Origin of the sequence: Caballeronia sordidicola (assembly GCF_002220365.1) — a bacterium.
Taxonomy (GTDB): Bacteria; Pseudomonadota; Gammaproteobacteria; order Burkholderiales; family Burkholderiaceae; genus Caballeronia; species Caballeronia sordidicola_C.
Genome location: NZ_MTHB01000110.1, coordinates 309,163 through 326,816, shown reverse-complemented (window position 1 = coordinate 326,816; position 17,654 = coordinate 309,163). Strand labels below are relative to the sequence as shown.

Annotated in this window: 17 protein-coding genes; 4 read left to right on the top strand and 13 right to left on the bottom strand. The window is 58.9% G+C overall.

Annotated features, from left to right (window positions below; all coding sequences use genetic code 11):
- Positions 1–532, top strand: a 532-nt coding sequence (locus BSU04_RS18555) for a plasmid pRiA4b ORF-3 family protein (protein ID WP_089161978.1), incomplete at its 5' end; no start/stop codon positions are given.
- Here the strand turns inward: BSU04_RS18555 and BSU04_RS18550 are convergent.
- Both BSU04_RS18550 and BSU04_RS18545 read right to left on the bottom strand, forming a co-directional pair.
- Positions 501–905: a VOC family protein gene (locus BSU04_RS18550; protein WP_256983001.1), complete on the bottom strand. Its 405-nt coding sequence runs from the start codon at positions 903–905 to the stop codon at positions 501–503. The genes BSU04_RS18555 and BSU04_RS18550 overlap by 32 nt on opposite strands.
- Positions 906–951: 46 nt before the next feature.
- A complete protein-coding gene (locus BSU04_RS18545) occupies positions 952–1,374 on the bottom strand; it encodes a tautomerase family protein (RefSeq protein WP_089161977.1) in 423 nt (140 codons plus the stop codon).
- Between the two features lie 150 nt (positions 1,375–1,524).
- Here BSU04_RS18545 and BSU04_RS18540 point away from each other — a divergent pair, with 150 nt between their 5' ends.
- Positions 1,525–2,103: a TetR/AcrR family transcriptional regulator gene (locus BSU04_RS18540; RefSeq protein WP_089161976.1), complete on the top strand. Its 579-nt coding sequence runs from the start codon at positions 1,525–1,527 to the stop codon at positions 2,101–2,103.
- 224 nt (positions 2,104–2,327) lie between these two features.
- On the opposite strand, the gene BSU04_RS18535 is transcribed toward BSU04_RS18540, so the two are convergent.
- Positions 2,328–3,185 carry a LysR family transcriptional regulator gene (locus BSU04_RS18535; RefSeq protein ID WP_089161975.1) on the bottom strand — a complete coding sequence of 286 codons (858 nt, stop codon included), beginning with the start codon at positions 3,183–3,185 and terminating at the stop codon, positions 2,328–2,330.
- Positions 3,186–3,235: 50 nt separating this feature from the next.
- Here BSU04_RS18535 and BSU04_RS18530 point away from each other — a divergent pair, with 50 nt between their 5' ends.
- Positions 3,236–4,177: an NAD(P)-dependent oxidoreductase gene (locus BSU04_RS18530; RefSeq protein WP_089161974.1), complete on the top strand. Its 942-nt coding sequence runs from the start codon at positions 3,236–3,238 to the stop codon at positions 4,175–4,177.
- Positions 4,174–5,103 (top strand): AEC family transporter, encoded by a 930-nt coding sequence (locus BSU04_RS18525; protein WP_089161973.1) that lies wholly within the window; start codon positions 4,174–4,176, stop codon positions 5,101–5,103. The genes BSU04_RS18530 and BSU04_RS18525 overlap by 4 nt, the downstream gene beginning before the upstream one ends.
- A gap of 77 nt (positions 5,104–5,180) precedes the next feature.
- On the opposite strand, the gene BSU04_RS18520 is transcribed toward BSU04_RS18525, so the two are convergent.
- The 10 genes from BSU04_RS18520 to BSU04_RS18475 all read right to left on the bottom strand — a co-directional run bounded on the left by BSU04_RS18520 (position 5,181) and on the right by BSU04_RS18475 (position 17,652).
- Complete coding sequence (locus BSU04_RS18520) at positions 5,181–5,708, bottom strand: GAF domain-containing protein (protein WP_256983000.1); 528 nt, start codon at positions 5,706–5,708, stop codon at positions 5,181–5,183.
- A 104-nt stretch (positions 5,709–5,812) separates the two neighbouring features.
- Positions 5,813–8,266 carry a penicillin acylase family protein gene (locus BSU04_RS18515; protein ID WP_089161972.1) on the bottom strand — a complete coding sequence of 818 codons (2,454 nt, stop codon included), beginning with the start codon at positions 8,264–8,266 and terminating at the stop codon, positions 5,813–5,815.
- Positions 8,267–8,282: 16 nt separating this feature from the next.
- Complete coding sequence (locus BSU04_RS18510) at positions 8,283–9,110, bottom strand: ATP-binding cassette domain-containing protein (RefSeq protein ID WP_089161971.1); 828 nt, start codon at positions 9,108–9,110, stop codon at positions 8,283–8,285.
- A gap of 5 nt (positions 9,111–9,115) precedes the next feature.
- The gene (locus tag BSU04_RS18505; RefSeq protein ID WP_089161970.1) at positions 9,116–10,810 is read right to left on the bottom strand and encodes a cyclic peptide export ABC transporter; all 1,695 of its coding nucleotides are present in this window, start codon (positions 10,808–10,810) and stop codon (positions 9,116–9,118) included.
- 442 nt (positions 10,811–11,252) lie between these two features.
- Positions 11,253–11,954: a GntR family transcriptional regulator gene (locus tag BSU04_RS18500; RefSeq protein WP_089161969.1), complete on the bottom strand. Its 702-nt coding sequence runs from the start codon at positions 11,952–11,954 to the stop codon at positions 11,253–11,255.
- Between the two features lie 105 nt (positions 11,955–12,059).
- Positions 12,060–13,304: a metal-dependent hydrolase family protein gene (locus tag BSU04_RS18495; protein WP_089161968.1), complete on the bottom strand. Its 1,245-nt coding sequence runs from the start codon at positions 13,302–13,304 to the stop codon at positions 12,060–12,062.
- A gap of 40 nt (positions 13,305–13,344) precedes the next feature.
- Positions 13,345–14,343, bottom strand: coding sequence for a 4-hydroxyproline epimerase (locus tag BSU04_RS18490; protein ID WP_089161967.1), 999 nt, complete (start codon positions 14,341–14,343; stop codon positions 13,345–13,347).
- Between the two features lie 238 nt (positions 14,344–14,581).
- On the bottom strand, positions 14,582–15,481 hold the full coding sequence (locus BSU04_RS18485; RefSeq protein WP_089161966.1) for a dihydrodipicolinate synthase family protein: 900 nt from the start codon (positions 15,479–15,481) through the stop codon (positions 14,582–14,584).
- A gap of 76 nt (positions 15,482–15,557) precedes the next feature.
- A complete protein-coding gene (locus tag BSU04_RS18480) occupies positions 15,558–16,820 on the bottom strand; it encodes an NAD(P)/FAD-dependent oxidoreductase (protein ID WP_089161965.1) in 1,263 nt (420 codons plus the stop codon).
- Between the two features lie 292 nt (positions 16,821–17,112).
- Positions 17,113–17,652: a GAF domain-containing protein gene (locus tag BSU04_RS18475; protein ID WP_089161964.1), complete on the bottom strand. Its 540-nt coding sequence runs from the start codon at positions 17,650–17,652 to the stop codon at positions 17,113–17,115.
- Positions 17,653–17,654 lie beyond the last annotated feature (2 nt).

The window sequence follows — 17,654 nt, the reverse complement described above, 5'->3', positions numbered from 1 at the left end:
ACTGGGTCTCAGACCGGCGATTTGGCGGCAGATTCTCGTTCGCGGGTCCGTTGAGCTTTCCAGGCTTCACGTCATCTTGCTCATGACCATGGGGTGGGACGGTGGCCACGTGCATGAGTACGTCATTGGAGACAAAAACTATGGGGAGGTCGATCCGCTCTTCCGACCCGATGTCCCCGACGATCCGCCTGTGTTAGACGAAGCCAAGGCAACCCTCGCGGTGGCACTTGGTGATCGGAAATTGTTCACCTATATCTACGACTTTGGCGACAATTGGCAACATCGCGTCAAAGTCGAAAAGATCTTGCCGCCTGATCCCGACTTACGCTCGCCGATCTGCTTGGCTGGCCGCAACGCCTGTCCGCCCGAAGACGTCGGTGGTGGACCCGGGTATATCGAATTCTTAGAAGCTATAGCCGACCCGTCTCATGAAGACCATGAGCAACTGCTCGAATGGTGTGGCGGCAGTTTCGATCCCAATGCTTTTGACCTCGCTGCCGTCAACGAACGACTAGCGGAATTTGAGTTCTGAACGGTCGGCGCGGCCTCTGCATGACGCTTACGAAGTAACCACCCCAAGGCTGGACGGCAAGCGGGGTGGTGACGTTCGCGCCCTGGCTTAGTCGTTCGAATAACTGGTTTGTCTGGGCGCGGTTATCCAACATGAGGATGTGCGCCGAGCCACGCATGGGCTCGGCGTCGTCATTATCTGAGGCGTAGAAAAGAACACCCGGCCCTTCGAACCTGGCATGCATGATCTTGCCTCGCATCGACTCATTCGTGTGGGGCAAGTCGGCTGTGCCGTAGCGCAGGACTTCGACGACCTTGCCCAGACCGCACTGAGTGTAGAAGTCGAGGGCTTGCTCGCACGCCGTAGTGAAGAACAGATAGTTTGATAGCTGCATTACCGTTACTCCCGGAGTGTGTCTCATTGCATCCGACAGGCACGTTTCATCTCGCGCCTTGCTGTATGGCCTCGCCGATCTCGGCGTTGGAATACGCTTTACCCCCGATGCCCCAGGCACCATCAACCGCATACGTCACGTTGACAAACGTCCGGTCACGCGGATGAGCGGCGGCCTTGAACTGGTCGATGATGTCAGTGACCGCGCCAACAAACGCCTGCTTGACCTCGGCATTCGGAAAGGTTGCCGACGGAACCTTCACCTCGACAATGGCCAGCGACTGGTGCTTGCCGCCGACATAACTCCCCGACTGCGGGCTCACAACCAGATGACCGATGACGTTCGGGGTCATGAACCGGTTGCCAATCAGGCCGTGTGTGCGCAGCAACGCGTCCGCAACGAGCGGGAATACTTCACGCTCGCCTTCGCGGGTGAGAAGACCTTCGGTAACGTAGATTGAAATAGGCATTTAAGCCACTCCTTGATGACGGCGGGTCGAATCAGAGTTTTCTCACTTACATAACGGTCGTTATATAACGATCGTGATGTGGCGATAGTTTCATATCAATCGTGATATCGTCAAGCATCAAATATCGATCGTTATCTGGAGGGCGTGGACATGGCAAATCGGGCGGATCAGAAGGAAGAAAGCAAGCTGAGGATTCTCCAGAGTGCGGGTCGGGGGTTTCGCAGCCTTGGATTCGGCGGCGCGGGCGTAGACGGACTGGCGAAGGATGCCGAGGTGACATCGGGCGCGTTCTATGCGCACTTCAAGTCGAAAGCGGCTGCGTTCCGCGAGGCGGTGACGGTTGGGCTTGAAGAACTGAAAGGGGGTATCGAGCAGACACGCGAGCAATTGGGAAGCCGCTGGCGCGAGGGGTTTATCAACTTCTACCTGGGAGACCGCCGTACCTGCGATCTGGCTGAAAGTTGCGCGTTACAAAGCCTTTCGAGCGAAGTCGCTCGCGCCGATGACGAGACCCGGCAAGCCTACGAAACGCAATTGTGCGCGATCATTGAAGCAGTGGCTGGCGGACTGGAAGGAAAACCTAAGGCCCGGCGCGAGGAAGCGACCGCGCTGCTCGCGATGCTGGTTGGCGGGGTAACGCTCGCTCGCGCAGTGCAGGATCCCACCATCAGCAACGACATTGCCACCGCCGTTCGCAAGGCCGCGCTCAAGCTCGGCGTTCAAGCTTAGAGCGAGATAGCCGTTTCGAATGGGCGCTAGGTAAGCAAACCTAAATCACGGAACGGCTTTTCCCATCGACGTGGCGGATCGGGACCTTAGTCGGAATCGCATACCACGAGTTGATCAACATCAGCTTGCAGCGAGAACTTGATGCTGCCGCAATGGCATGAAGCGAGATACTGGTTCATCATCACCCCTTGTCCGCAGGCGTATTTCCATGCCGCTGCGCAAGCTCAGGACCATCGCAACACACCGTCGCGAACATATTGTGCGAATGCCCGCGCCGCCGCTCCACAGTTGGACGGTAAATGCAGACTGATCGCAAAGTTCGGCAGCGCCGGCATGCCGGTACCCGCATCGAGGATATCCAGGTCGGCCGGAACGGTGGACGCCAACCATGCGGTGATCGCCAGATCGCTTCTCACGGTCGCGGTCGTCGCCTCGATGTTGCCACTCTCGAACACGCTTCGCCATTCGAGGTTCTTTTCGCGCAGCGCTTGTAAAACCACCGGCCTGAACGCGCAGGATTCCGCCACGATAGAGACCGGCAACGGCCGCTTCAGATGCGCCATTCCGCCTCTTGCGCCCACCCAGACAAGTCGTTCGACCCGCAGGCATTCGCCCGCCGCTGCGTCCGTGGCGGCTTCTATGACTGCCAGGTCGAGCGAGCCGCTCGCAAGCGCTTTGGAGAGATCTGGCGACGTCGCGCACATGAGCGATATCTCCACATAGGGGCAGGCTTCCGAGAACGCCTTGAAGATGGGCGGGAAGCACGTTCCCACGAGGTCATACGGCACGCCGATCCGCAGCGGTCCCTGCAGCGCACGCGTTGCCATATCCGCCCAGATTTCGTCGTTCATTCCAAGCAGGCGTTTGGCCTTGCCCAGAAAACGTTCGCCGATACGGGTCAGCTCCAGCCGGCGTCCCTCTCGCTCGAACAGACTGCAATCGAACGATTCTTCAAGCCGCTTGATCTGCTGGCTCACCGCCCCTTGTGTCAGATGAAGGCTGTTCGCGGCCACGGTCATGCTGCCATGGTCCGCCACGGCGACGAAGGTCCGGACGAGATTGATGTCGAGATTCTGGGTCATGGACACATTATGTCTCGTAATGCGTTGCATCAATAAGTATCGTTTTTCTAATGCGACAGGGCGGAATACAGTGCGATTCACCTAAACAATTCGGCGGATGGACCATGACAACACAGACGGTCGGTTTCATCGGACTCGGCGCGATGGGGGAAGCGATGGCGCTGAATCTCGCGAAAGCCGGCACGCCGCTAGTGATCTGGAACCGCACGCCGGCGAAAACCGGGACCGTCGTCGCGGCCGGGGCCCAGCCTGCGCATGATGCGGCCGAGGTGTTCGCGCGTGCCATGACCGTCATCCTGATGCTGGTCGATGGCGCCGCCATTGACGCGGTCCTCGACCGCCGCGGTCCCACCTTCGCGTCCCGCGTGCACGACCGCACGATCGTCCACATGGGCACGACTTCCCCAGCCTACTCGCGTGGCCTGGAAGGCGACATCCGCTCGGCTGGCGGGCGCTACGTCGAGGCGCCCGTCTCGGGATCGCGCAAGCCCGCCGAAGCGGGGCAGCTCGTCGCCATGCTGGCGGGCGATGCGGATGCCGTAGAAGCCCTCCGTCCGCTGCTTGCCGCGATGTGCCGCGAGACCATGGTGTGCGGACCTGTTCCGAACGCCCTTCTCATGAAGCTATCGGTCAATCTGTTCCTGATTGCACTCGTCACCGGGCTGGCCGAAGCCGTTCATTTCGCCCAGCGCAACGGCCTCGATCTCAGCCGATTCCTGGCCGTGCTGAACGCCGGCCCCATGGCGAGCGATGTATCACGTGTGAAGGCGCCGAAACTCATCGACCAGGATTTCGCGGTGCAAGCCGCAATCTCCAACGTGCTGGAAAACAACCGCCTGATCGCCGAGGCGGCGCGTGAAAGCGGTATCGCCTCCCCGCTGCTGGACGTCTGTCACGCACTCTATGGGGAAGCACTTGAACTTGGCCTGGGGGAAGCCGACATGGTTGCCGTGCTCAGGGCAATCGAAGCGCGCAGCGGCTCGCAACAATGATCGGTTTCTTCCTGCTCAGCCTGCCGGTCTTCGGCGTCATCGGGGTGGGATGGGCAGCAACGCGCGCGCATCTCCTGGGCTCGGGCGCGCTCGATGCGCTGAACGTCTTCTCATTTCGTTTTGCGCTCCCAGCGCTGGTTTTGCGGCTCATCGCGGGGCAGCCGTTGCGTCAATCGTTCAATCCCGGCTTCTATGCGGGCTACCTTGCATCGGGTGTGGTTGTCTTCATGCTGGTTCTGGGCGTGTCGCGTTTGACCGCCGCGCCCACTCTCGCGGCGGCCGGCGCGCACGCGACTGCGGCCACGGTGAGCAACCTGGGTTTCCTTGGGCCGCCATTGATGCTCGCCTTCTTCGGCGAGCGTGGAGCGGGCCCGCTGGCAATGGCGATCCTGGCGGAGATCATGGTGCTTCTCTCCCTCGGCGGCGTGCTCATGGGCGCGAATGGCGACGCCAGGCGCGGCATCGGTGCTCAGATCCTGCGAGGCACCGCGTTCAATCCGGTTGTTGCGGCAATCGTGTTGGGCGCCGTGCTGGCGGGCACGGGACTCGCGCTGCCTGAGCCGATTACGCGCTTCCTGGCGTTCCTCGGTGGCGCGGCGGGTCCAACGGCGCTCTTTGCGCTGGGCGGTGCCCTCGCCTTGCAGCGTCTTGATCGCGGCACCGCTGTGGCTTCATGCCTGATCAGTCTGGTGAAACTTGTCGTGTATCCGCTGTTCACGTGGCTTGTTCTCAGACACGTGATGACGCTCGATCCGTTCTGGGTGCAGGCGGGCGTTTTGATTGCGTGCTTGCCCTCCGCCGGGAATATCTATGTGTTGGCGCAACGGTATGACGCCGATCCACGGCGGGTGTCGGCGGCCATTCTCCTGTCCACTATCGCCAGCGTGGTGACTTTTCCATGCGCCGCGTGGCTCGTCCTTCGCTAAGGCTCACGTGAACCTGCGCAGTAAATTGGTGAGCGACCGTATATTCAAGCTATCGACGAACTCGCCCGATAAGAGCGTCAGGCCGACGCCCGCGGCTCCCACGCCAGCTCCATGAATACTTGGCACAGCGCTTCCATTCCCTTGGCATCGTCCGCGTCGAAGCGGCCAACCGAAGGGCTGTCGACATCCCAGACGCCGGCCAGGCTCCCGTCCTTGGCAACCAGGGGCACGACGACCTCAGATTGCGAAGCCGAGTCGCATGCAATGTGTCCGGGAAACGCGTGAACATCCTGCACAACCTGTGTAAGCCGGGTTTGCGCGGCAGTTCCGCATACGCCTTTTCCCAGCGCGATGCGAACGCACGCCGGTTTGCCCTGGAAGGGACCGACAACGAGTTCGACGCCATCGAAGAAATAAAAACCGCTCCAGTTCAGGTCGGGCAACGTGTGATACACCAACGCCGAGAAGTTGGCGGCATTAGCAATGCGATCGGTTTCATCGCTGAGAAGCGAGCGCGCCTGAGCGATCAGTTCGTCGTATTGCGCAGCTTTTGAACCAGTGGATTGGTGAACGGTGAAGGACATGATGGCGATGGTGTGCGCCATGACCGGCTGGGTCATGGCTGTTGAAAGAAGGAAGTCATTCGACCATAGCACGGCGCGCCAGATCCGGCTTACATGCGCCTTCAGGACCTGGAAGTGACGCCGATCTATTTCGGCGCTTGCAGCGTTACTGTCGTCATGCCCGGATCGGCGGCTATGGCTCCTTCGGTGAACGGAAAACGCAGCCATTGCTTGCCAGCGAAGCGCCGGGTTGCATCGCCGAAATGGGGCGAGGCGGGGTCGTCGGATTCCGAATGCGCGAGCATGGTGTCCGCCTGCACGCCGTTCGCGTCAAACGAAACCACTTGCAAGTAACTCGCGCCGTGGCCGCTGCGATCGACCGCGTAGCCGCCTGCATCGACCGGATGAAGCACACACACCACCGTGAAATAACCCGCTTCGTCGCAACCACCAAAGAGCGGCACACGCTCACCGTTCCGGTCGGCGTGCAGCAGTTCGCCCCGCGTGGAGTCGAGCGCAAAACCGTAACGCTGCATGGCGAGCACCGCGCCGCCGAGCGCCTGCTGAAGGGCGGGTTTAAGCGCGGGATTGGAGGCATCCAGACCGCGCGGCGTCGCAAGCGGCGCGGCCGGATCGAACGCCACTCGGTAGAAATGCTCCAGCCCTGCCCCGTTCAGGCGACGCCAGAATTCGTCCCAGAGATTGGCGCCGCGCGCTTGGGTGTTGGCAGTGCCGTCCCATTTACGCAGGACCTTGCACGCCGGCGCCAAGTCCACCGTTTGGGATGTATTGCCTGGCGTGACTGGCGGAACTGAAACCACTGAAGCTGACGCATCGGTGCAGACCGCGTCGAGGATCGGCTTGCGGAACAATTGCTCCGACATCGACCGGCTATCCAGCACCTTCGTCTCGAGTGCAAGCCGCGTCACGCCACCCTTCTGCGCCTGCAACTCAGCCGCGAGCATGTGGCCAAAACGCGTGCGCAGCGACTGCTCCGTGCCGGTAATGCCAGCCACGTGCGGATAACCGGTCGTTGGCGCATTGGCGTTGGTCAGCCAGTAACTGCCGTTGAAGTTGCCCACATAGTCACCGCGCGCCATGCCCGGCAGCTCGGAGACCGGCAATGCTTTTGCTTGCACGCTCGAAGCTTCGACGCGCCATTCGCAGGCACTTTTCGAACCATCGAGAAACGGCACGCCGGGCGCTTTCGCATCGAACGCCCGGCCAAGCGGCGTCGTGCAGGCCGCTGCCAGCGAATCAGGCACGTCAGGCACAGCGCCGAAGTCGGCGAACCAGACACGCGGATCGTCGCGACCGATCGCCAGAGTGTTGACCCACGGCGTGGCCGCGAGACGCTTCTGGATCGCGATGAAATCGTCGAGAGAGCGCGCCTGATCCCACGCCAGGAAGTTCTCGAAGGCACGCGTGTTGCCGGTATTCACGTCACGCAGCGCGAACGCGTGTTGCGCGTTCCATGCGAGCGCCGGTGACATCGACGAGAGATCCACGAGCGGACCAAACCGCGAGCGGTAAAGCGTGCGGGTGATCGGTGTCAGGCTGCCGTCGGCGTTTCGGCTCTGGACCGTGACGGGCACGGGTGTCATCGGCTCGCTGACGCCGTCGTAAAAATAACGCGTGGGATCGGCGGGATCGAGCGACAACTGGAAGATGCCGAAGCGCCGCGCGCTCGACACGGTATGCGTCCACGCGATGTCGTTATTAAAGCCGATCATCACGACCGGAACACCAAGAAACGACGCGCCCGCTACATTCAACCGGCTCGGGATGGTTAGCTGTGCTTCATAGAATCGGTCAGGCCCGCGCCAGAACCAGTGCGGGTTGCCGAACAGGAGGCTGCGGCCTTCCTGCGTGAGCGGAGCACCAAACGCCAGTGCATTGCTGCCGATACCCCGCTGCCCGCCTAGGTCGAATTGCGAGGGCGCGATGTCGACGGCACCAGTCTGCACGGCTGGCGCCGTCGGTGCGGGTTTCGCAGGAGGCTGCGCGCGAGCTATCTGCGGCAAAAACCGTACGGCGCCCCCTGCGAGATTGGCTGCCACGAGCCGCCGGTACACGTCGTCGGAGCTGATCTTGCCGACCCAGGGCTTGCCTCTGCACACCGCGTTCTCCCCGCCCATGCGTCCCGCGTCCAGCTCGTCGACGTAGCGGTCATAGCCCGCCGCGAAACCATCTATCAACTCGCGAATGGGCGCGGACTGAGCGGATCGGTATCGCTCGACCGTGCTCGCGTCGTCGACAAAACGAAAGAAGAAATCGGCCTCGAGATTGCGCGGCTGTCCGAAGGAAGCGGCCGTTGGCGGCCGAGCATCAGCACCGAAATTCGCGGAGCGCTCGCCGCGAAACGTGATGAAACCATCGGCGAGCGTGCACAGGTTGTCTTGCGCCTGAACGTAACCGTAGCCATAGCCGAGGCTGGCCCAATCGTCGGCCTTGATATGCGGGATACCGTCTTGCGTACGGCGTATCTCGACGCTAAAGGGCGCCTGCGCGCTCGCCAGGTTTCGGGGCGACTGCATGCAGCCGCTCAACGTGACTGCGGCGAACACCAAGGCCGCCGCGAACCTGACAACTTGCTTCATGAGATCGAACCTTGAATCAATGGGCGAAGCTGATTGGTGAACCGCCGTGAGGGTGCGGGACCGTGCCCATCGGAATACCATAAATCGCGCCGAGTGTCTCAGCGTGCATCAACTCCGCGGGGGTGCCCGATGCCAACAGGCGGCCGCCCTTGAGCGCCAGGAGATCGTCACAGAAACGCGCGGCCATGTTGACGTCGTGCAGCACCACCACCACGCCGAGCCCGCGCTCGATGCTCAAGGTCCTTACCAGTTGCAATACCTCGATCTGATGCGCAATGTCCAGCGCCGAAATGGGTTCGTCAAGCAGCAGGCATTCGCTGTCCTGCGCAACCAGCATGGCGAGCCACACGCGCTGACGCTCACCGCCGGACAGGCTGTCCACCGTGCGGTGCGCAAAGCGCTCGACGTCGGTCAGCCGCATGGCCTCTTCCACCTTCGCGCCGTCTTGTGCACTGAAGCGGCCGAGCGCGCCGTGCCACGGATAACGCCCCAGCGCGACGAGTTCGCGCACCGTCATGCCGTCGGCGGCGGGCGGTTGTTGCGGCAGGTACGCGACCTGGCGAGCGAACGCGCGGCCTTCCCAGTCGTCGAGCGGCTTGCCCGCGAAGCGCAGCGTGCCGCTGCCGGGCGCTTGCTGGCGCGCGAGCAGTTTCAACAGCGTGGACTTGCCGGAACCGTTGTGCCCAATGAGCCCGCATACGCGGCGCTTGGGCAGCTCGAGCGACAGCGGATGCAGCAGCACCCGCTCGCCAATCCTGAACGAAACTTCTTCGAGCGAATACATGGACTCTCGATCGGTCACGCGTTCTGCGTCCTGATCGAGAAATGCAGGGATGGCGTTCATATTGGTTATGCCGATGCAACGGGCGCAGACGCAGATGCAAATGCATGAGCCTGCGGATGAATCGCATTCGGATGATCGACTTGCAGGTCTGCGCCACGGCCAAGTTCAACAACCTGACCGTAGTCGAGCTTGATATAGCGATCGGCAAGATGGTAATAGCGATCGTCGTGCGTGATGACCACGACAGTCTTACCCTTGGCCTGAAGCTCCGGCAGCAACTGCTTGTAGAAAACTTCTTTGAAGGTCGGGTCCTGGTCGGCGGCCCATTCGTCGAAGACGTAAAACGGCCGGTCTTCCAGATACGTGACCAGCAACGCAAGACGCTTGCGCTGACCCTGTGACAGATCGGTCGTGGAAAACGCGCCGTTCTTGATCGTAACCTTGTGATCGAGTTGCAGGTGTTCAAGCAACAACTTCGCTTGGGCGTCGAGCCCTTCCACCTTCATGCCGAACAACGTGTCGAACAGGTAGAAGTCGTTGAAGACGACCGAGAAATGCTGGCGATAAATATCGCGGTGCGATTCATCGACCGGTTTGCCGTTGAGCAGGATCTGCCCGCCTTCGGGTGCGTAGAGTCCCACGAGCATTTTCGCGAGCGTCGTCTTGCCGCTGCCGTTACCGCCGATCAGGTAGATCAGTTCGCCCGGCTTGAACGTCAGGTCGATGGGACCCAACGTGAAGACTTCGTTCTCTTTTTCGCGGAAGTATCGATGCGTCACCTTGTCGAACACAATGCTGTCGAAGGACTTGGCCGGTGTTTCATGCAAGGTATCTTCGAGTGGCAATTCGGCATTGACCTGTTCAATGCGCTCCATCGCAACCTTTGCCGAACTGATGTTCGGGATGGCGGACAGCAGCCCTTCGATCGGCATGATCATGTACAGAAAGATCATGGCGTAGCCGGACATCACGTGCGTGCTCACCGGAAACAGTCGCGCGAGCACGAACAGCGTAATGCCGATAAACGCAAACAGGATGAAGCTGCCCCAGCTCGCGGCCGCTGAGTACAGGATGTAACCGCGCGTGCGCTGGACGCGTACTGCCTCCACGTTGGTTTCCAGCGTGTCGGTCACGAACGCATTCTTGCGCTCGCGATGCAGCTTGAGCTCTTTGGCGCCGTCGAAGAGCGCGCGGAAATGCTTGACGAGATCGTCCTCCTTGCGCCGCGACCCGCGCAGATGAAACAGCGCTTTCGTGTTGGCAATATGAAAACCGAGAGAGCCGATGAAAATCGTCAAGACGGCGAAGAGCAGGATCTGCCATGACAGATAGCCGAGATACGCGAGGCAGCCGGCGATCACCGCGCCGTGCATGGCAAGCGCGGGCAGGCTCACGAACAGGATGACGATCGTATCCAGGTCTTGCGTCAGCACGGTGAGCGCCTTGGAAGCCCCCTGCTTTTCCAGATGCTGATACGACGCTTCGGCAATGCGCCGGATGGTACGCATGCGCAGCGTTGCCTTGGCGCGCTGGCCGAGCTGCATGAATAAGGTTTGTGACAGCGTTCGTGTGCCGAGCACCACTACGCCCACGATCAGGAATTGCCAGCCGAGTTCGACGAGCGTCGTATTCGACGCCCCAAGTGCCTGGTTAATCAGTGCTATGAGGGCCGCATTGCCGAACCCGCTGACGAGGCTCGCCACCACCGCGACAGCCAGCACCCAGCGTGAATTGCGGACAAGATACAAGAACAGCGACATGAAACTCCTTGTGGGGCAACGAGTGAAAACCGAACGTAATCCCGCGAGCGAAAGGGCGGCCCGAAGACGGTCCGACCGCGTCACAGAATAATAAATTTGACAAGTGAAGTCAATTAAATGCGAATCATTTGCATTTGACGAGGTTCGCCGATACGGGAGAAAGGTCGCTGTGGAGTGGCGCGAACTTCCAAGCAATCACCTTCGACTTTGCCCAGCTAGATCGTTGGTCTATCGTCAAGCCAGGCCGCCCGCAGACGGAAGTGCATGCCGATGTTCGCCCTGATGAGGCGTTTAGCTTGGTCGATTTCCAGAGATTTTCCTGCGGCTTCGACGGAGTTGGAGCCCGGCCTCGGCTATTGACGACCGGCTAGGGGAAGTGTGGGTCGGGAGAAGGTCATCGGGACTATCGATGACCTTTGAGCACTACATCACTCAGCATTCCTCATCGAGCGCGTTCTGCTTTCGCCATGACCGCTTCAACGATGCTCATGATCTGCTGACTCGCGACTTTCACGTGGGTCTCGAGCAACCTGGTACCGAGTTTTACATCGCGATTACGGCAGGCATCAATGATCGCCATGTGTTCCGCATGCGATTGCTCACGGATCGGTACCTTCACCACTTGAAAGCGGAAATAGCGATCGCAACGGTCATGTAAGACGCGAAGCATCTGAAGCGTGATTTCGCAACGTGCGGGACGATAAAGCGTTTCGTGAAGCTTCCAGTTCAACGAGCCCCACTCTCCACCTGTCGCCTTGTCCATGTCCTTGACGATCCGCTCTGCCTTGCTGATTTCCGCGTCTGTGATCAGAGGAATGGCCTCGGAAAACACCCACGGCTCGAGGCGCAGACGAATGTTGAATGTCTCCCGCACCTCGTCAACCGACAATTCCTGAACGTACGCTCCCTTATGCGGGACCACATTCAAAAGGCCCTCGGAATGGAGTCTGGAGATCGCTTCGCGGACCGGCACGCGGCTCACGCCCAGCTCTTCGGCCAACACTTCTTGACGCAGAACACTGCCCGGCGAGATCCGCCCACTCAAAATCATCTGCCGGATTTCGTCAGTGACAAGTTCCACCGCGGTAGGGCGAACGATCTTTCGCGTTACGCGCTCCACAACGTCCGGTTCCGGAGAAATCATCGTCTTGGAAGGTCTTTTCTTGTGAGTTGCCGTGGCCATTGCGGACTATCTGATTGGAGGGACAATCAAATGTACCATGAATGGGCTTTCGTATCCAAAATCCAATCAGGACGCTTTGAATGCCGCGCGTCGTATCCACGAACCGTCTTTCATGACGGCTGCGATCCGTTCGCCTTGGCCCGTCAGCACGCTGATATCCTCCAAAGGATCGCCATCAACAATCAGCAGATCAGCGAACGCGTCCTTCGCAACAACGCCCAGCTTGCCTTCCATTCCAACAATTTCGGCGCCGATCCTGGTTGCTTGGCATATGGTCTCAAACGCACCTACGATTGCGGCGCGAATGGACAATTCGTCGCTTTGGAACTCATGCATGTCACCCAGCAGATCCGTTCCCAATCCAATCTTTACGCCGTTGCGTTTAAGAATCTCAAGCGCTCGCAAGCCCTGTATTCGTACGTCCTCGTTCTTCTTCAACGCGCTCTCGGGGACACCGGACTTCGCTCCGACTTTACTCATTGCGTCGTAGGTCACCAAGGTCGGAACCGCATAGGCACCGTGTTTCGCCATCACGGCAGCCGCTTCATCGTCGATCAAGTTGCCGTGCTCAATGGTACGAACACCCAGTTCAACCACGCGCTTGATGGCAGCACCGGTGTAGGCATGCGCCATCACATAGGTCTGATGCGAATGAGCTTCTTCTACTGCCGCCTTGACTTCGTCCACGGAAAACTGAAAATTGCCGATCGGATCTGTGGGCGACGCGACACCGCCTGACGCCATGATCTTGACGTGGTTTGCGCCGGCGCGCATTTCCTCGCGCACAGCTTTGCGCATTTCGTCCACGCCATCCACGATGCGTCCAATTGCGCCGAGATTGCGATTGCACCCGCACGGATCAGGATCGGTGTTATCGAAACGATCGCGAAAATCTCCATGACCGCCTGTTTGAGACAGCGCTTTCCCGGCAATGAAAAGGCGCGGCCCCGCAATGACACCTTCATCGATCGCTTTTGCCAAGGCATAGTCCGCACCGCCGGCGTCCCGCACGGTCGTGAAGCCCCGGTTCAGCATGCCTTCAAGGATTGGCACCGCCTTGAGCACCGCAAAGGTGTTGGGCAAGCGACTGTTGGAGCCTAAATGCGCTACTGACGCAATCACGTGTACATGGCAGTCAATCAAGCCAGGCATGACCGTGCGACCAGCCACGTCAATGATCTCCGCGCCTTGTTCCGGAACCGGCTCGCGCGACACGTCGGTGATCAGGTTTCCCTCGATCACGATCGAATACAAGGCCTTGTCGAGTTCATGATTCGCATCCAACACCCGCGCGTTCTTCAAGATGATCATTCGATACTCCATTGCAAGCAGGCCGCTGAGCCCACTTGATTTATTTGAGCAAGAAACCCTTGGCAAGCGGGTCCCGATCATCCACAAAGATAGTGTTAAACCCTGTGACCCGGGCCCAGCCTTCGATGCTTGGAACAATCGCGTCGTAGTCCCCCACCTTCGTTGCCTCGGTCGCAATGCCGTTGAAGAGTGTGCCAATAATGCTTTCGTGGACGAAAGCCTCACCAATCTTGAGCCTGCCCTTGGCCACCAGGTGCGCCATGCGAGCGGACGTGCCGGTTCCGCAAGGCGACCGATCGATCGCCTTGTCGCCGTAAAACACGGCGTTGCGTGCGCTTGCGCCGGCAACTGTCGGCTCACCCGTCCACATCACATGGCTTAAGCCACGGATCTCAGGCTTTTCTGGATGAACGAACTGGTATTTTTCATTCGCCTTCTGCCGAAGAATCGGGCTTAGCCGCTGGATATCCGTTGGGCGCAAGGTGTGCATGCCCGCGAAGTTCTCTTGTGGCTCGATGATGGCGTAGAAATTTCCGCCATAGGCCACATCGAAACGGATCTCACCGAGCCCTTCCAGCTCCACGTTAAGGTCGGTCGAGTGCAGGAACGAGGGCACGTTTGTCAGTTGGACTGAGTCGACGTTATCCCCGTTTAACTTGTAGCGAGCGACCACAACCCCGGCTGGCGTGTCGAGCCGAACGACGCCTGGCTCACGCGGACGCACAAGCCCGTTCTCGATCGCGGTAGTGACCGTTCCTATCGTTCCATGGCCGCACATTGGCAGACAGCCGCTGACCTCGATGAACAGAATGGAGATGTCGCAATCCGATCGAGTCGACGGATAGAGAATCGAGCCAGACATCACCTCATGCCCGCGTGGCTCAAACATCAGGGCTGTGCGGATCCAGTCAAACTCCTGCTCGAAATAAGCCCGTCGCTCAATCATGTTCGCGCCCTGGAGCACGGGAGCGCCACCCGCGACCACGCGCACGGGGTTACCGCATGTGTGACCGTCGATACAGAAGAAGGTACTTTTCATTGCATGGTTCCAGTTCATCGTTCAGGCTTCGGTCGAGGCCCTGCTACCGCTTGCCGCGACGCTCAACCTCGAATCGTCGTTGCCATGTCTACCCAGGCATAGCAGAGAGCACTTTTAAGGACAAGTGCCAGGGCGAAAGAGATCCCCTTTTTGCCTGCGCGGCCCGGGTGCACCGCTATTCCCGGGACCGTTCCAACGCATGCGTGAAAAACTTACGCGAAAGGCTTACGCGAAAGGCTTACGACAACGCCTTCAAGTCGTTCATCGTCTTCTCGATGATGGCAACAATCTTTTGACGCTCTTCACCTTCAAGTTTAAGACGCGGAGCCTTCAGATTTTCCGAGTAGCCAGCGGTGATATTTTCAGCGAGCTTGATGTATTGAACCAGCTTGACATGGACGTCAAGGTGAAACAAGGGCGTGAGCACACGATACAACTTGCGAGCCTTCTCGAAGTCGCCCTTGACTGCCAGATCGAGTAGCTCAACCGATTCCTTCGGCACAGCGTTGGCCATACCCGACACCCAACCCGTTACGCCCAGCGCAGCCGATTCAAGCACCAGATCATCGACGCCACAGAACACGATGAAGCGGTCCCCAAACTGGTTGTACAGATCGGTCACGCGCGTCGTGTCGTACGACTCTTCCTTCACGGCGACGATATTGGCTTCACCCTTCAGTTGCTCAAGCAGATCCGTGCGCATGTCCACGCCGTAGCCGCGCGGATTGTTGTAGATCATGATGCCAAGTTTGGTCGAGCGGGCGATTGTGCGATAAAACTCAACCGTTTCACGATCATCGGACTTGTACGTCAGGCCCGGGAACACCATCAAACCCTGTACGCCAATCTTTTCGGCATCTTGCGCAAATTGAATCGCGCTGTCCGTATTCGTTTCAGCAAGACCCGACACGATCGGCACGCGGCCGTTGACCGTTTCAACGGCGATCTCAAGGACGGTGCGCTTTTCGTCTGGCGTCAGTTGGGCGTTCTCGCCGACCATGCCCATCATCACAACACCGCCCACACCATTGTCGATCAGGCGATTCAGACCAGCCTTGATAGCTTCCTGATCGAGCGAACCATCGTCCTTCAACTTCGTCGTAACTGCGGGGAAAACACCTTTCCAATTAACTTGCATGACAACACCTCTGAGAATGAATGAAAAAGCTTAAACGGGTTTGTCGCGAAAAACCGAGGTCACGTGGACGCCTCGCTTATTTCCGGAACCGTTCGATGGAATACTCGTCGAGCGATGTCCGTGGTGTTCTGTTCACTAATAAGTCTGCTACCAATGCGCCCGTTGTTGCAGATTGGGTTAGCCCGAGATGCCCGTGACCGAACGCATATATCACTGACGGTGCCGAAGGCGATTTGCCAATGACAGGTAGCGAGTCCGGTGTGGCCGGCCGATGTCCCATCCACTGCACCGCGCCTTGATCTTGAATTCCGGGCAAAAATCGCTTTCCTAGTTTGAGCAACGCTTCGCTACGCTTGTAGTTGGGCTCCGCCTTCAGACCGGCGAATTCCGCCGCTCCTCCGATCCGGATACCGATATCAAGAGGCGTTGCCACGAATTTGCGCTCCGCAAAGATCACCTCTCGCGACAGGGAGATGCCTGGTTGGGGCAACGTCGTGTTGTACCCGCGCTCGCTATCGAGCAACACCCTGTCCCCGACAGACTCTGCCAACGACGCCGACCATGCTCCTGTGGCGACCACTATCTGCCGCGCTGCGATTGATGCTCCGGTCTGAAGAACTGCAAATGGCGCCTCCGGTTTCGTTACGTCCAGCTTGGTTACCCCCCCTTCAACGAAACGAGCGCCCAGCGCCTTAACCCGTGCTCGAATCTGCGAAACCAATTGCTTCGGATTCCCAATATGCGACCAGTCTTCAAGGAACACTCCGTGCTTGAACACAGGCGCAAGCGCAGGTTCTAATTCTTGAACCTCTTGTTGGTTCAGGGCGCGCCAGCGAACGCCGAGATCCTTTTTAAACTTCCACTCTTCTGCGTCAGCCTTGAACGCCTCGTCGGTTTCATATAACGTCAACGCGCCGCGGCGATAGAACGCACTCATTGCGCCAACATCTTCAAATAGCGGAATCAGATCGTCGTAGACGCGGTTGTTCAGCGCGGCCAGTGCTAATGAAATCTGCTTGAACCTCGCAGGACTGCTAGCACGCCGAAACTCCATGAACCACGGCAGAGCACTTGGCACATGTTTCCAATCAAGTGCGAGCGGGCCCAGTGGATCGAATAACCACTTCGTCGCTTTGAAGAAAAGGCCTGGCACCGAAATCGGCGTACTTTCGGTCACTGCGATACCACCCGCGTTACCGTGGGAAGTGCGATCACCGTCGAAATCGCGATCAATGATCGTGACGGACAACCCCTCCTTGAGTGCAGACCATGCGCAAGCAAGCCCGACCACCCCCGCTCCAATTACGAGGACGTCTGAGGTGCTTGCGGTCAGCGTCATTTGGTGAGCCATTACTTGTTCAGCCCCAACAAGACATTCTGAGTCTCGGCGTGCGCGCTGCCGACAACACCCAGTGCACTGATTGAAGCAACTGCTATCAAGGACAATTGAGTGACCATTGTTGAGTTTCCGGAAGTTCTGTCATTTCGACCAACAGTTGCGTCTGAATCTGTTTTTTGGATCCAGGATACTCTTAGAAACTTGATGATGCCGCCCGTGGTCACTGATGTCAATTGGATTGTTCAACAACCACTGCTTGGCGACCAGCGCTTCCGGCCGCGTACTCGGAAATTTACACATGCTCCAGATCGCCGCTGTCTGTGCTGTCAAGTTGGAGCGTTTCGCGGCATGCTTCCAACGGGGTGACCGCGAGCTGAGCGAACACGTAGGCCTGCTCGATCCGCGCTTCGTTATAGTGCCCCGCCTTATCGAGGAGATTGAGCGAGCCGATGACAATTCCTTGCTTACGGATCGGGATATTCAACACGCTCTCACAGCCGATCGACCACAACACCTCGTAATCAGAGAAGACCGCCTTGATGTCTTCGCGCGTTGCCCCACGAAAAATTTTCCCGTCCTCAAGCACTTGCTTCGTCCAAGTGCTCTTCGTCACACGCTTTCGGCCACCCACGGGGTTGATTTGCTGCTGCGTGCTGTACACACGACCCAGCAGCCCGCTCGAAGCGTCGTACGCCAGTACCGTGAAGAGTTTGTGGCCAAACGCATCCTGCAGGCCGCGATCCAGCTCTTTCCAGAAAGTCTCAACCGGCTCGCCCCGATGCAAGGAAAATGCTAGCGAGCTAATGATCGACATCGAATTAGGTTCATCCATAT